Source organism: Psychrobacter sp. TB20-MNA-CIBAN-0197 (genome assembly GCF_040309765.1).
GTDB classification, from domain to species: Bacteria; Pseudomonadota; Gammaproteobacteria; order Pseudomonadales; family Moraxellaceae; genus Psychrobacter; species Psychrobacter submarinus.
On record NZ_JBEOPC010000007.1, the window covers coordinates 18658 to 34186 of the forward strand.

A 15529-nucleotide genomic window follows, 5' to 3' on the forward strand; every position below is an offset into this window, starting at 1 on the left:
AATTGTAGATTATAATCCTAATCACTCAATTACAGACAAAGCTGCTGTCAAAGACACTGCTAAAGGTGCTATAAATCACCAGTAAACAGTGACTTACAGCCAAAAAAATGTTAAAATAAGGCTTTATATTTGCCCTATTTTCAGCGACTATTCTATAGCTTTTATTTCATAATTTTTATTACCAATAAGATGCTAAGTTACTGGTAATAAGACCGTGGAAATCAATTCCTACAGTTAAAATTTGAAATCTAAGACATATTGTAAAGATGCTGGCTTTATTCTGATTTGTATAAAGCTGACGCACAATTATTAGCTGATCACGGCTTGATTAAGGAATGCACATGAGTGATTCATTACCTATCGATAACGAGCAGTTGGATACAACCAGTTTAGACAGTACGCTTGAGACTGATACGCTTGATACTGTAACCCCTGAAGGCTTGCCCTCTGATTATAGCTCCAAGGACATCCGTGTTTTACGCGGACTTGAGGCGGTGCGCGTACGTCCTGGCATGTATATTGGCGATACCGATGATGGTACTGGCTTACATCATATGGTGTTTGAGGTTGTCGATAACTCTATCGATGAGGCGCTCGCCGGTCACTGTGATCAGATTGATATTATCATTCATGAAGATGAGTCGGTCAGTGTCAGTGACAACGGTCGCGGCGTACCTGTAGATATTCACCCTGAAGAAGGCGTGTCAGCGGCGCAGGTCATCATGACGGTGCTGCACGCGGGCGGAAAGTTCGATGACAACAGCTATAAGGTCTCAGGCGGTCTACATGGGGTAGGGGTGTCCGTAGTGAATGCCCTATCCAAAAAGCTTGAAATGAATATTTGGCGTGAAGGCTACCATTACAGCCAAACTTATACTGATGGTGTGCCGGACAGTGAAATCCAGCAGATGGAAGCTACGGATAAGACAGGGACCCAAATCCGCTTTTATCCCAGTAGTGATGTGTTTACTGGTACTGTTTTTGATTATGATATCTTAGCGAAACGCTTACGCGAGCTGTCTTTTCTTAACTCAGGGGTGCGCATTGTCTTGACTGATGAGCGTATCGATAAGCGTCATGAGTTTGAGCATAAAGGCGGCCTGTCTGAGTTTGTCAGCTATATTAACGCAGGCAAAGAAGGCATCAATGAGGTCTTTCATTTTACCAGTGAGCAAGACGACGGTATCGCGGTCGAAGTGGCGCTGCAATGGACAGATACCTATAACGAAAAGGTGTTTTGTTTCACCAATAACATCCCGCAGCGTGATGGCGGTACGCACTTATCAGGGTTTCGCTCAGCGCTCACGCGTGGTCTAAACAGCTATATGGATCGCGAAAATCTGTTCAAGAAAGAAAAAGTCGCGGTCAGCGGTGATGATGCACGAGAAGGGTTAAGTGCGATTGTCTCAGTGAAGGTGCCTGATCCGAAATTCTCTAGCCAGACCAAAGACAAGCTGGTATCGAGCGAAGTCAAGTCAGCAGTCGAATCGGCGATGCATGATAAGTTTAATGATTATTTGCTTGAAAACCCAAGCGCGGCTAAAGCGATTGCCAATAAGATTATCGATGCCGCTAGAGCTCGTGATGCTGCCCGCAAGGCACGTGAGATGACGCGCCGCAAGACTACGTTAGATATTGCAGGTTTGCCTGGTAAATTGGCAGACTGCCAAGAAAAAGATCCATCACTATCAGAGCTTTACATCGTGGAGGGTGACTCTGCGGGGGGATCGGCAAAGCAAGGTCGTAGCCGTAAAACTCAGGCTATCTTGCCGCTTAAAGGTAAAATCTTGAACGTCGAGCGCGCACGTTTTGACAAGATGCTATCGTCAGCTGAAGTCGGTAACTTAATCACCGCACTTGGCTGTGGTATCGGACCTGATGAATATGATCCGGATAAAGTTCGCTATCACAAAATCATCATTATGACTGATGCTGACGTCGATGGGTCACATATTCGCACGCTACTGCTGACCTTTTTCTTCCGTCAAACGCCGGAGCTGATTGAGCGTGGTTATATTTATATCGCACAGCCACCATTGTATAAAGTGAAAAAAGGTCGTCAAGAGCTGTATCTAAAGGACGATGAAGCACTAAAAGCTTATCTATTGTCCTCAACGATTGATAATACCAAGCTGCACGTCTCTGAAGACGCGCCAGCGATTACTGGTCAAGCGCTTGAGACACTGCTTAACGACTATAACCAAACGCAGCTGATTAAAGCTCGTTTGCAAATTCGTTTCCCAGCGACGCTGTTAGATGCGCTAACGCATACGCCGAAACTGAGCACAGACATGACTTATGATAAGTCAGCGATGCAGGAGTGGCAGGCGCAGCTACAAACTCAGCTGAATCAATTCGGTGATGAGCTAAGCCCTGAGATTGAACTGGTCAATATCCATGAGCCGCAACCAGAAAATATGGACGCTGCTGCCGCTGATCTGCTGGGTATGACCCCCGCATTGACTGCTGATGAGAGTGAGGCGGCTGATAGCGATGCCTTATCGACCAAGGCCCAGTGGCTACCGCGTATCACGGTGTATGTGCATCAGCTGGCGCATCATTACTTGCTCGATGCTAGCTTTATCAACTCGGGTGAGTATAGCAAGCTGCTGCGTTTATCAGCGGAGTGGAATACTTTGTTAGAAGATAGCGCCTTTATTCGCCGTGAAGCGGGTGGTGGTACTACTAAAGATATTCCGATACGCGATTTTGATTACCTCTGGCAGCAAATGATGCTCGATGCGCGCCGCGGCCTAGCTATCCAGCGCTACAAAGGTCTAGGTGAGATGAATGCTGATCAGCTTTGGGACACGACGATGGACCCAGAGAATCGCCGTATGCTACGCGTCACCATCGAAGATGCTATCGCTGCCGATCATATGTTCACCTGTCTAATGGGTGATCATGTCGAGCCGCGCCGCGTCTTTATCGAAGAAAACGCATTAACGGTCTCTAACCTTGATATCTAAGGTTTAGCGTTTACATTAAATATAAAATACCGCTTTGGTTTCCAAGGCGGTATTTTTTAATAATAAGTTTGTTTCACGTGAAACTTTTATAAGTAAATTGTCATAAGCTGGCAATTCTAATTGATGGACATCAGATGATCGAAGTACTGTTACTCGCTATTGCGCTAGCGATGGATGCTTTTGCGGTGTCGATAGGACTGGGCGCTAAATCCCAACAACAAAACCCACGCTATACCTTGCGTTTGGCTATTTATGCGGCGTTATATTTTGGTATTGCGCAGGGTGTGATGCCACTTATCGGCTATTTGCTGGGAGCGGCACTGTTAGGTTGGTTGGCTGCTGCTGCGCCTTGGATCGGTGGATTTATTCTTATCGGACTGGGTAGCAAGATGCTCTATGAAGTCTTTTTGGCAGATGAGGAAGAGAGCGTAGATAAGGGGCTACGAGTAAATTATGAAGCGGCTTCTATAAACGATAGCCGAAAGAAAAACATCAGTCATCGCACCATGTTTACCCTAGCGATTGCCACCAGTATCGATGCGATGGCCGCTGGTTTTACACTTAACCTGTTGGCGCTCAATGCGTGGCTAGCGTGTGTAATCATTGCGATTGTCACAGCTGTTTTTAGCGCTATCGGCATCTATCTAGGTAAAAAATCAGGTACGTATCTTGAAGATAAAGCAGAAGCAGTCGGCGGCATCGTATTGGTTTTGATTGGGCTCAGAGTCATGTTTTTTAGCTAAATAGAGACATTATTTAATACTCATATAAAAAGCCGCTATAAAGAATTATAGTGGCTTTCATTGTTTCACGTGAAACGCTAGCATTACGCTTTAGCAATAATTACGCTTCGTCAGTATCAAAACGCCAAGCTAAGACCCGCGTGCTCTTTTGACCTTGGCTCATCTCAATAATACGCATTTGCGCCACATCAAGATCTTTTAGTAGTTGCTGTAAAGGTTTCACGTTTTCAGACTTAGACACTAAGCTGGTAAACCAGCCTACATGTGCAGCAAACTGCTGGCTTTCTCTTATCATATTACTTAAAAAAGCAATCTCGCCGCCCTCACTCCATAATTCTTTATGTTGACCGCCAAAGTTAAGGTTTTGCGCGGCATTGCCTGACTTTGTAGAGTGACGACTGATTTGCGCGCTTTCGTTTTTGCCGCGATGGCGCTGCAAATTATGCTGTTTACGGCTATTGGCCTGCATCGCTTCTTCTAATGAGGCATGAAAAGGTGGGTTACATATGACGACGTCAAAGTAGTCTTGACGACCGATAATATTTTTAAAGATATGCTTAGGTTCAGGTTGCAGTTTGATCTTAATCGCGCCTTTGAGCTTGGGATTGGCTTGGCTAATTACCGTCGCCGTATTCACTGAGACCGGATCGATGTCGCTCGCGGTAAAGCGCCAGCCATAGCTTTGGCTGCCAACAATAGGGTAGATAGCACTGGCACCAGTGCCGATATCAAGTGCATGAATATCTTTGCCTGTAGGTGGCGTATTGTCTTCGCTCACATGAGTAGTCTGCGCCAACAAATCGGCAATATAATGAATGTAATCGGCGCGTCCAGGAATCGGCGGGCACAAATAACCTTCAGGAATATCCCAAAACTTGACGCCATAATAGTGTGCGAGTAGTGCTTGATTAAGCACGCGTACGGCCTTGGCGTCGGAGAAATTAATCGTTGGCTCGCCTTTCGGGTTGGTAATTGTGTAATCGGCAAGTTCAGGTAGCGCGCGGGTCAATACAGCAAAGTCGTAGCGACCTTGATGCGGGTTGCGCGGATGCAGCTTGCCAAGTTTTTTGGCGGTCGCAGGCGAGCGGTTTCTATGCGCTGTATGGGGCTTATTAGGGTTTGGTCTGCTAGTCATAGTAGTAGGCTATAAAGTCTGAAGATAACCGTCTAGTTTAGCAGATTTCATCAACGCTAAATGGTTTATCGGCTACGGAAGATCAGGTTTAAGCCCAATACAATCATTGCTGTACCGAGTACGCGATCTATCCAATGCTCAAAACGCTGAAAACGTTTGAGGATGACAGGAATCGACAATAGCATCACCACCGTGCTAAACCAGGCCATCTGTAATACCATCATCCATACGCCGTAGATAGAGAGTTGCCAAAGTGGAATATCGGGTGATAATACTAAAGTAAATATAGCGACAAAGTAGACTGGCGCTTTGGGATTAAAAACGTTGCAAAAAAAACCACGGCGCAGAGTAGCAAAGCTAGATTCAGTTTTATCTGTAACATTGCTATTACTGTTGCTATTATCATTATTAGTAAAAGTGGTCGTTTCTACTGGTTGTTTGGGTTTAGCGCCAATTCCTTGCCAACCTAGATAAATAAGATAAGCGCCGCCTAACCATTTGATAGCAGTTAATAGTGGCTGCGAGTGCGCTATCACTGCCGCCAGTCCTAATACCGAGTAAATAATATGGACAGCTAAACCTAAGGTAATCCCTAAGCTACAAATCAAGCCGGTACGTCGACCTTTGGTTAAAGTTTCACGTGAAACTAAAACAAAGTCAGGGCCAGGGGAGGCAGCCGCCAGTAAGTGAACGCTGGTGATCAGTAAAAAGCCGTGCCAAAATTCCATAAAATGCTCTAGTAGTTACTAAGGAGTATCGTAAGATTAATAATAGTGGCAGCTATTAATTTTAAGGTCAACTGCTACCGATGCTAGTGCTTTTCATCTTGTGTTATAGGGTAAGGCTGTCTATATTAAAAGTCAGTAGCATTATTTTAAAAATGAGATCACACCCTACGATAACGACAAACCTAAAAAGGATATAACCATGACCACCCAAAACGATACAAGCAATCGCATCACTTATGAAACTGACGGCTACATTTGTCTCATCGGGCTTAATCGCGCCGACAAACGCAATGCTTTTGACAGCCATATGATCAAACAACTCTCCGAGGCGTTAACAGATTATGAGAACGACGATAATCTACGCTGTGCGCTCATCTTCGCACATGGCGAGCACTTTACCGCTGGTCTTGATCTGATGGAGCTGCAAGATAAATGGAATAAAGGCGCGTTTGAATTTAATGATAAGGAAATCGATCCATGGGGTATCGGCGGTAAGCTGCGCACCAAACCTGTCGTGGTGGCGATACAAGGCACCTGCTTTACCGCGGGAATTGAGTTGATGCTTAACAGTGACGTGGTTATCGCAAGCGACAATTGCAACTTTGCCCAAATGGAAGTGCAGCGCGGTATCATGCCGTTTGGCGGGGCGACGGTACGCTTTGTCGCGGCGGCAGGCTGGCAAAAAGCCATGCCGTACTTGCTGACAGGTAAAAACTTTGACGCACAAACCGCCGATAAACTAAACCTAGTCAGTGAAGTTGTACCCAATGGTGAAGAGTACGAGCGCGCGCTAACGATTGCCAAAGAGATTTGCAGCGCCGCGCCACTTGGGGTAAAAGGGCTGCTATCCTCGGCGCAAGATGCCAGCCGTAATGGCGCAAAGTCAGCGCTGGCTAATATTCATGGTTATCTACCGCATTTATTTCATTCAGAAGATGCTCGCGAAGGTGCGATGGCGATGGTTGAGCGCCGCGAGCCTGAGTTTCAGGGTAGGTAGAGACTCGTAACGCTACCGAACGCATGATGTAAAGCTTTCTTTAACCGTATGACCAAGGACAATACCAGTGCAATATAACTTCGACGAAATCATCGATAGACGCGATACGGGATCACTTAAATGGCACTATAGTGACGATACCATTCCGCTGTGGGTCGCCGATATGGACTTTAGAGCCGCGCCGCCTGTTTTAGATAGTGTGCAGCGTGTCGTAGATCACGGTATTTTGGGTTATACCAAACCGACTGTTGCTTTGTATGAGGCGATTATCAACTGGCATAGCAATCGTTATGGCTTGGATTTGACACAGGATAATATCTTATTTTCGCCAGGGGTGGTGCCAAGTCTAGCGCTGATGATGCAGATATTCACCGAGGTAGGCGATGCGGTAATAGTTAATGATCCCATTTATACGCCGTTTACGACTAAAGTAAAGCAAAATAAGCGCACGCTTGTGATGTCTGCGTTAAAAGAAGTCGATGAAAAATATCAGTTAGATCTAAAAGATATCGAAGCTAAAATTATCGAGCATAAAGTTAAGCTATATCTATTATGCAATCCGCACAATCCGGGCGGGCGCGTCTGGACTATTGATGAGCTTAAAGCACTACTGGCGCTGTGTCAAAAACACGATGTCGCCATCATCAGTGATGAGATTCATCAAGATTTAACCTTGACTGGTCATAAATTTACGCCTTTATTAAAGCTAGCAGAAGCGGCAGGTTACGAGCACAAGGTGGTCAGCCTGACCTCCATGACCAAAACCTTTAACGTGGCGGGTATCAAAGGCTCAATGATCTTTGCCAAAGATGACGCTTTAATCAAAAAAATCAGTCAGCAGCAGCAGCTAAATGATGAATATGAGCTGAATTTATTTGCTTATACGGTGATGCAAAGCGCTTATGAAGAAGGGGGAGAGTGGCTTGAACAGGTGCTGGCTTATATTGAGAAAAATATTGAGATTACGTTAGACTTTTTAGCAGGGCATTTACCTGATATTAAGGTCATGCGTCCTGAGGCGTCGTATTTGATTTGGCTCGATTGCTCGGCATACGGTGAGGACAATCAGGCGCTTTATAACAAACTGCGCGCGGCGAAAGTTGAGCTAAATTCTGGTATTAAATACGGTAGCGAGGGTCATCTGAAAATGCGTATCAATGTGGCGTGTCCTGAGGCACTGCTGCGTGAGGGGTTGAATCGGGTTTATGCTGTGTTTAGTGGTGGGGTTTAGACTTAGTGTTTTTATAAGGCTAAGTTTGTAACGCAGTGAAATTAAACCTTTCTTTGAAATTCTATAGCAAACCCCTGAAAAAGGAAATTCAATTAGTGGAAAAAATAATACTCAACCATAGAGTAAAATTAGAAAAAATCAGTAATTCTAAAGTAGAGAATGAACATCAAATTCATTCTCTATCTCCTTTAAATAACTTAGATGAAGGAGAAGGAAAAGAGAGCTATGAAAGGTATGAAAATAGATTAATATCTGCACTGAATGAAGAAAGTGTCTTCAATATAGCTGTAACAGGAATATATGGTTCAGGGAAAAGTAGTGTCTTAAATACCTTTAAGAAAAAATATAAAGAAAATAGTCAATGGGAATTTTTAGATATTTCTCTTTCTTCTTTTCAGGTTAATAAGGATACCTTATCGGATAACAAAGACTTAAATACTATTGATGAAAACGATAATAATATAAAAATAAAAGAGGAGTTAACGCCTGAGCAGATTCAGCTTATAGAAAGAAGCATACTACAACAGTTCTTTTATGCTGTACCTCAAAATAAAATTCCCTTATCAAGATTTAAAAGAATTACTGGTAATGCCTTAACCAACAGGATTACAGCCTTATCAGTGATAATACTAGTTATAAGTGGATTAATAGTTTTTGATAAGGTTGGTTATATTGAAGCTATATACTCCCTACCTACTTGGCTACCAGAATTGGCATTTTGGTTTTTTTTAGTATGTTCTATACTATTACTTTACAAGCTGTTGAATATCTCTTTTGAATTATCTGAGATTAAGCTTAGCTTTCATAACTCAGAATTTAATATAAAGAATGAAAAAGATAAGTCTATTCTTAACGATCATTTAGATGAAATTTTATATTTTTTTGAGGCTACTGGAAAAAATGTTGTCATTATCGAAGATTTAGATCGGTTCAATAATAACGAAATTTTTGTAAGGCTACGCGAACTCAACTCTATGATAAACAAGTATTGTGAGGATAGAGTGGTTTTTATATATGCTATTAAAGACGATATGTTTACTGACAATGAAAGAAGTAAATTCTTTGAATATATCATACCTATTATTCCGATCATTAATCCAACAAATGCGTATGACTTAATCCAAAAGAACTATAAAGAAGTGGTAAAAGATATAGATAAACGTTTTTTAAGGAATACTTGTTTATATTTTGATGATATGAGACTGGTGAAAAATATTTTAAATGAGTATCAAGACTATGATAATCATTTAAAATATTTACAGCTAGATAAGAACCAAGTTTTTGCTATAATTGTATATAAAAACTACTATCCAAATGATTTTTCAAAACTGAATTCAAACAGAGGTCTGATATACGATATATTTAATAATGTAAAAAACAGTTTAATAGATAAAAAGATAGCGGGAATTACTGAAAAGATCCATGAACTAGAACGAAGAAAGTTAGAGCTTTCAAATGAGATGCTATTGTCTATTGATGAGCTTAATGCTGTTTATAGCTACTATTTAAATAGTTTGATTCGCAAGAAACATGATGTGGTTAAATACATAAAGGTAGATGGTGAGCCGGTTGATATTGACAAATATGACGAAGATTTATTTTTAAAGCTTGAAAGTTTAAAAAATAAAAAAATTGAATTTAGCGCCGAAAATAGTAGCCATTACTGGTTTGATTCTAGTGGTGTGTCTTTTTCGGATGTTGAGGATTCAATTAATTCGCAGCTTATCTATAGTGAGCGATTAGCTATTATAAGAGCTAAAACCAACGAGGAGAAAAAACAGATATCTAATAATTTAAGCAGACTCAAGGATAAGCTTTACACTATTAAAAATAAGACGATAAAAAGACTGCTTCAAGATATAGATATAAAGCAGTTACTTCAAGATGAAGAAATACCAGATATTCCTGAACAGTTGATGTTTTTTATTATAAATGGCTATATTAACGAGAACTATCCTGATTATATTTCTTTGTTTTTTGAGTCTTCTATATCGAGATCAGATAAGAACTATGCGATGGTTGTCAATGGACGTCAAATGCCTAAGTTTGAACTAGAGTTAACTCATCAAGGCGAACTGTTATTAAGTTACTTATCAGAAGATGAGATGAGTACATCTAGTGTTTTAAATATTAGCATGTTGGGATATTTGTTGGAAACTACTAGTTTTATAAAGCATAAGCAAAATTTCATACAAAAAATATGTGATAAATCAGATATCTCAATTGAGTTTTTAGCTATTTTGTTCAATAAGGACGTCAGTTATCTAAGCTTACTCATTCCTATACTTATAAAGCAAGATGATACTGTTTTTGATGAGATACTAGATGATATTGAAGACGAACAGACAACTAATAATTACTCAAAAATTATCAGATATGGTATTGATATTCTAGATACGTCTAGCTATCTATCTGAAAAAATTAATATATTTTTATCACAAAGGAACGATTATATTGATTTTGTAATGAACTCCCTTTCAAAGAATGAAGGAAAATTCAAACAGCTCAGTCTTTCCATACAACCTAAGTTCTCTCGCCTAGATGCTACAAACCTTGATTTATTCAACTGGCTTGGTGAACAAGGATTTTTTTCTGTCGAGTTGGATGTAATCAAGGCTGCCTTGATGGGTAATTTATCACTATCACTAGATGAACTAGATAATAGGCTTAAAAACGCACCATTAACAACAATATGTGATTCTGAAATCAACTATTTAGTTGAAGATATTTGGTCTGAAAATCTATCAGAATATATAAGAGTTATTTTATTAGACGCGGATGATAATACTTCATATCATGAAGATGAAGATATCTATATTAAAGCTCTCAACGGTCTTGATAGTCGCAATTCGATAACAGAAAAATTTATTGACCTCAATTCTACTAAGATCAAAGATATAGGTGCAGTCAAAAACTATCGAATTCAACAATATCTCATAGGCAGCTTAAAAGTCCAATACTCATGGTCAAACGTTTTTAAGTATTTTTCTGAGTCTTATGAAGATCAGGATGATCAAGGTGCTTATCGGGAGATAGACGGTTCGCTCGTCAAATTCTTGGAGAATGGACAAAGTTATTTACAAATGATTAATTACACTGAATCAGATATTTTAGGCATTGAAGACTGGGAAGATACTAAGGCTGAGTTCGATAAAAATATTTTTTTATGTAATGAGTTAAGTGATGAAGCATACAAAAATCTAATTAGGATTACGGATGGAGACTGGAATAACGCAAGCTTAGAATACTTAAATCAAGAAAAAATTCTATCTCTAATTGGTCTCGGTAAGCTAAGTTTAACACCTGATAACTGGAATCAAGTTAAAGAGCATACATCAAACAAAGTCATAGAAGCCTTTTTAGTCAAGTATCATAAATTGATAATTGAAGACCTAGGTTATATTAAACTCCGTGTGGAAGACGTTGAAGTATTACTTGGTTCTAATAGTGTCAGTAATAAAGATAAAAAAACACTAGCTGAAACCGAGGCTATTGATTTAATAGAAGATAGTACAACGGTTCGTGAACAAGTTATTGAAATATATAAAAGTGATAAAATGCCCTCTTCTATTTATGAGCAGCTTATTAAATATGCAGACTCAAGCGAACTTAAGAATTTGCTTCTAAAGCAAATTAATTATTTGAATAAGCAGGCAATCGTAGAGGTGTTGAGTTTGTTGGATGATCCTTATCGAAGGTTAGCTAAAGGCGAAGAGGTTGAATTTGCAAACACTGAAGAAAATCGAAATCTATTAGGCGCTTTAAATAATGCACAGATAGTAGTAAAAGTTCCGAAAGCTAAAAGGCCGAAAGGCAATCTAATGGGGCAAAAAGTGCTTACTACAAGATTACAATTGCACGTTCTAGGAAACTAACAATAGTCGCCTCGGGGAGCGTTTTAGCCGTGACTGACGCGGTATACTGTGCGACTAAGCGGGTTGCGGGCACTTGGCTAGAGGGGGGTCGCTCGAATGTTGGAACGCCTCTAGCTTTAGTGCCCGCCACGCTTAGGGGTACAGATACAAGCAGAAGGCGCGATCGGCTCCCATAACCTTTTAGCCACAATCATCCCACCTTCTAACCACTCCCAATAGCCGACACCTTGAACTTGTGCATATTACTTGGCGGGGTAGCCTGTGATGTCTTGAATGCTCTGATACAACGGCTTTAGGCGCTCGTACATCTTCAGATAGACCTCGTTATACAGACGCTTGTAGAGTTGCACGTTGGCTTCAATCGGGACGAATTCGTCGCCTAAATGGGTCATGGCGTCGCTTGCTGTCGCGTGGTCGGGATAGACGCCGAGACCCACCGCGCAGTTGATGGCCGCGCCGAGGCCAGTGGCTTCAAAAGTGTGCGGGCGGTAGGCGGGCATGGCAAAGATGTCGGCGGTGAGCTGCATGGCGGCGTCGCTTTGCGAACCGCCGCCTGAGACGCGCAGGTGTTTGATGGGTTTGCCGGTGCGCTTTTCAATCGTATCAAAGCCAAGTTTAAGCTCATAAGCCAGCCCTTCTAAGATAGCGCGGTAGACGTGGGCGCGGGTATGCACATCGCCAAAGCCAATAAGCGCGCCTTTGCCCTCAAGCCCCGGATGACGCACGCCCGGTGACCAATAGGGCTGCATAATGAGTCCCATGCTGCCGGCTGGAATGCCTTTGACGGCGGCGTCAAGGAGCTTTTCGGTATCGATGCCTTGGGTTTTGGCAAGTTGTTGTTCGTAATGGGCGAATTGTTCTTTAAACCAGCTGACCATCCAAAAGCCGCGATAAATCATGTACTCGTGATTGTAGTAATGCGGGGCGGCGGCGGTATAGGCGGGCATGTGTTTGAGAATCTCGACATAGTCGGGGGAGATGGTGTTGATGGTAGCGGTGGTGCCAAAGCTAAGGCATGCGGTATCGGCGGACAGTCCCGCTGCGCCTAGGGCTTCGCAGGCTTTGTCACTGGCGGCGGCAATCATCGGTGTGCCCTCTGGGATACCTGTGACTTTGGCAGCTTTGGCGCTTATCTCACCGAGAGTTTGGCCTGGTGGGATGATTTTGGGCATTTGCTCGGGGGTACAGCTAAACAGCCGCCATTTCAGGGTGTTGGGTTTGAGCCATGTTTGCGCTTTGTAGTCATACGGCAGATAGCCGACCGAATGACCATTTGAGTCGATAAGTTCACCTACTAGCTGATAGGTGAGGTAGGCGGAGAGATTGACGTAGTGTGCGGTCTGTGCCCATATCTCAGGCTCGTTTTGCGCGAGCCAATTACAGCGGGCTTTTTGCTGGGCGTCTTTGACTAATTCGCCCATGCCGATGAGTTTGGTAAGCGGGCCAAGAAAGCCGATATCACCAGTCTCAGCGCGGCGCAAATCCATCCAAACGATAGCGGGGCGTAGCGGCTGCATGTCTTTATCGAGACATATCATAGTATAGCGCTGGGTAGCGAGACTGACGCCTGTGATTTGCTCAGGTTTAATCTTGCAGCTTTGCCAGAGCTTTTGACAGGCCTCTGTCAGCTTTTGCCAATAGTAGTCGGCGTGCTGCTCGGCATAATTGGGCTGCTCGGAGAAATACGGCTCGATAGGTACGCGGGCTTTGGCGATCTCGCTGCCAAACTCATCAAATATCAGCGCGCGGACGCTTTGAGTGCCGTTGTCGATAGCTAAGAAATAAATCGGGTTTGCAGAATTATCGGTCATAGTCGTCCTTAACTATACTCAGTTCTAGTTAAAACTGATACACATTTGCTATGTGCTGCTGGGATGCTCCTTTTGAGATAGTTGCGCAGCATCGAAAAGTGACGAAGTCGCACAGCAAGCAAGGAAAATTTATACCAGCCGCACAGCATAACTCTTAAAGTATCTTAAATGTAGGTATAAAAAGCACTAAGCTGCAGGCAAATGATAATAACGCTGCCATAACTCGCTATAGCGAGCGACTTCTTGTTGCCACTTTTGCTCATCCCAGCCCAGCTCCTGCTGGCAAATTTGCTTCAGTCTGGCACTAATCAAAGGTGTCATTGCGCCATGCGGTAGGATCAACCCCAAGCGCGTCCGCCGCAGTAGTAAATCATCTAAATGTATGACTTGTTCAAAGCGCGCTGCAAAGCGAATCTCCGCCCAAATGGTGTTGCTATCGGTGACATAAGCCAAATCATCGTCATGTGCTAGCGCTAATAAGTTATCGAGCTGCAGACCATAAAATCCTTGCAAGCGCTGCTGTAAGAGTTTTGGTAAAGTGGCAAACTTGGCATGAGTCGGCGTAGGATTGTTAAAGACTTGATCGCTATTCGTTTTTAAGTTTTGAGTAGCAGAGTCATCAAGGTCGAGCACTTCTTGACATTTTGCCAGCACATCAAGCGCAATCAGGCGAAAGGTGGTGAGCTTGCCGCCGCTGACGGTCACGAGATTATTATCGAGCCAGACGCTATGATCGCGCTTCTCTTTACTGGGGCTGACGCGTTTGCCATCACCGCTATCAGAGATCAGCGGTCGTACGCCTGCCCACGTGCTGATGATATCTTCTCGATTGAGATCGGTATCATCAAACAATGAGTTAGTTGCTGCTAGTAGATAATCGACCTCTGCGCTAGTGATACCGACTTCTTCGTCATTAAGTGGCGGATGATCTAAGTCGGTGGTGCCAAGTACCGTACGGTTCTCCCACGGGAAGACAAACACCGCTCGTTTATCAGCAGGATGCAAAAAGGTATAGGCTTGCGAGGTAGGTAAGCGCTCTTGACTGACGACTAAGTGACTACCGCGTGAGGGACGTATTTGCTTGTTGAAGCTTTGCTCAGTTTGCTCGCGGGCTTGCATACGTAAGGTATCGGCCCAAGCGCCGGTGGCACTGACCACCACTTTGGCGTGAACGTCCAAAGTCTTGTCACTGTCTTTAGACGCCGTGTCTTTTAAAGTTGCACCGACGACTAAGCCTTGCTCATTAGTGATGAGCGACTCGGCTTTGAGATAATTAATAGCGTGCGCGCCGTCATGAATGGCTTCGTCAAGTACGCGCATGACCAGTCGCGAATCATCGGTGATCGCATCGCTAAACTGGCTGGCACCCAAAAATTTATCTTGCTTGATATTAGGGTTTAGCCGTAAAAAAGCGTCTTTTTTAAAGTATTTAAAGTAGCGTTTGCCCGCTATCTTGTCGTAGACGCGCAGCAAGGTATTAAAGATCCACGGCGGCGGAAACTTGCCTTTATAATGCGGCATGACGTAATGCATCTCGTTAACTAGACCTTCTGCTTCGCTTAGCATACGTTCACGCTCACGCACGCTAAGCAGTGTCGTTTTATAATCGCCTGAGGCAATGTAGCGCAGGCCGCCATGCACCATTTTGCTTGAGCGGCTGGAGGTGCCCCAAGCAAAGTCTTTTTGCTCGATAAGCAATACGGCAAGGCCACGCCTTGCTGCCTCGCGGGCAATGCCGGCACCCGTGATACCGCCGCCGATAATGAGCATATCCCAAGGTTCAGATCGTGCTAGGGGCGCGAGTGCTTGCTGGCGTTGTGTGAATTGGGTCATAGAAGACTCATCTTAATTGTTAATTAATTTTAAGCTAAGTAGTTTATCTAGAAGGTTTAACTTATAGTCGTTACTAAATAAAGTAGATACGTTATATTGTGATGCGCGACTGATATTCATTTTTTTGCGTGCTGTGCCTACGCCGACAGAGGCGGCGCAAAACAAATATCAGTCACGCTGTAGCGCTCTTCCACTAAACTGTCTATA

The 15529-nt window shown here is 43.2% G+C and carries 9 protein-coding genes; 5 read left to right on the forward strand and 4 right to left on the reverse strand.

The genetic code is table 11. From position 1 onward, the window contains the following. The first annotated feature begins 341 nt into the window (after positions 1 to 341). A complete protein-coding gene (gyrB, locus tag AAEY83_RS03380; RefSeq protein WP_025645327.1) occupies positions 342 to 2969 on the forward strand; it encodes a DNA topoisomerase (ATP-hydrolyzing) subunit B in 2628 nt (875 codons plus the stop codon). 134 nt (positions 2970 to 3103) lie between these two features. After that, positions 3104 to 3712 carry a manganese efflux pump MntP gene (locus tag AAEY83_RS03385; RefSeq protein WP_025645329.1) on the forward strand — a complete coding sequence of 203 codons (609 nt, stop codon included), beginning with the start codon at positions 3104 to 3106 and terminating at the stop codon, positions 3710 to 3712. Positions 3713 to 3812: 100 nt separating this feature from the next. On the opposite strand, the gene rlmF is transcribed toward AAEY83_RS03385, so the two are convergent. Then, complete coding sequence (rlmF, locus tag AAEY83_RS03390; protein ID WP_025645331.1) at positions 3813 to 4847, reverse strand: 23S rRNA (adenine(1618)-N(6))-methyltransferase RlmF; 1035 nt, start codon at positions 4845 to 4847, stop codon at positions 3813 to 3815. A 65-nt stretch (positions 4848 to 4912) separates the two neighbouring features. Then, positions 4913 to 5575: a LysE family translocator gene (locus tag AAEY83_RS03395; RefSeq protein WP_025645333.1), complete on the reverse strand. Its 663-nt coding sequence runs from the start codon at positions 5573 to 5575 to the stop codon at positions 4913 to 4915. A gap of 199 nt (positions 5576 to 5774) precedes the next feature. On the opposite strand from AAEY83_RS03395, the gene AAEY83_RS03400 reads away from it, so the two are divergent. From AAEY83_RS03400 to AAEY83_RS03410, 3 genes are all read left to right on the forward strand, one after another. Then, positions 5775 to 6572, forward strand: a complete 798-nt coding sequence (locus tag AAEY83_RS03400) for a crotonase/enoyl-CoA hydratase family protein (protein WP_025645335.1) — start codon at positions 5775 to 5777, stop codon at positions 6570 to 6572. Between the two features lie 67 nt (positions 6573 to 6639). Further along, positions 6640 to 7803: a MalY/PatB family protein gene (locus AAEY83_RS03405; protein WP_025645337.1), complete on the forward strand. Its 1164-nt coding sequence runs from the start codon at positions 6640 to 6642 to the stop codon at positions 7801 to 7803. A 95-nt stretch (positions 7804 to 7898) separates the two neighbouring features. Beyond that, complete coding sequence (locus tag AAEY83_RS03410; protein WP_198013340.1) at positions 7899 to 11678, forward strand: YobI family P-loop NTPase; 3780 nt, start codon at positions 7899 to 7901, stop codon at positions 11676 to 11678. A 242-nt stretch (positions 11679 to 11920) separates the two neighbouring features. Here AAEY83_RS03410 and AAEY83_RS03415 read toward each other — a convergent pair whose 3' ends face one another. Together AAEY83_RS03415 and AAEY83_RS03420 are read right to left on the reverse strand one after the other, a co-directional pair. Further along, positions 11921 to 13489 carry an FGGY-family carbohydrate kinase gene (locus AAEY83_RS03415; protein ID WP_025645341.1) on the reverse strand — a complete coding sequence of 523 codons (1569 nt, stop codon included), beginning with the start codon at positions 13487 to 13489 and terminating at the stop codon, positions 11921 to 11923. Positions 13490 to 13675: 186 nt separating this feature from the next. Next, positions 13676 to 15322 carry a glycerol-3-phosphate dehydrogenase/oxidase gene (locus tag AAEY83_RS03420; RefSeq protein WP_025645343.1) on the reverse strand — a complete coding sequence of 549 codons (1647 nt, stop codon included), beginning with the start codon at positions 15320 to 15322 and terminating at the stop codon, positions 13676 to 13678. Positions 15323 to 15529: the final 207 nt, after the last annotated feature.

Coding starts and splice junctions, on each gene's coding strand:
- gyrB (WP_025645327.1), top strand. CDS start 342: ATGAGTGATTCATTACCTATCGATAACGAGCAGTTGGATACAACCAGT.
- AAEY83_RS03385 (WP_025645329.1), top strand. CDS start 3,104: ATGATCGAAGTACTGTTACTCGCTATTGCGCTAGCGATGGATGCTTTT.
- rlmF (WP_025645331.1), bottom strand. CDS start 4,847: ATGACTAGCAGACCAAACCCTAATAAGCCCCATACAGCGCATAGAAAC.
- AAEY83_RS03395 (WP_025645333.1), bottom strand. CDS start 5,575: ATGGAATTTTGGCACGGCTTTTTACTGATCACCAGCGTTCACTTACTG.
- AAEY83_RS03400 (WP_025645335.1), top strand. CDS start 5,775: ATGACCACCCAAAACGATACAAGCAATCGCATCACTTATGAAACTGAC.
- AAEY83_RS03415 (WP_025645341.1), bottom strand. CDS start 13,489: ATGACCGATAATTCTGCAAACCCGATTTATTTCTTAGCTATCGACAAC.
- AAEY83_RS03420 (WP_025645343.1), bottom strand. CDS start 15,322: ATGACCCAATTCACACAACGCCAGCAAGCACTCGCGCCCCTAGCACGA.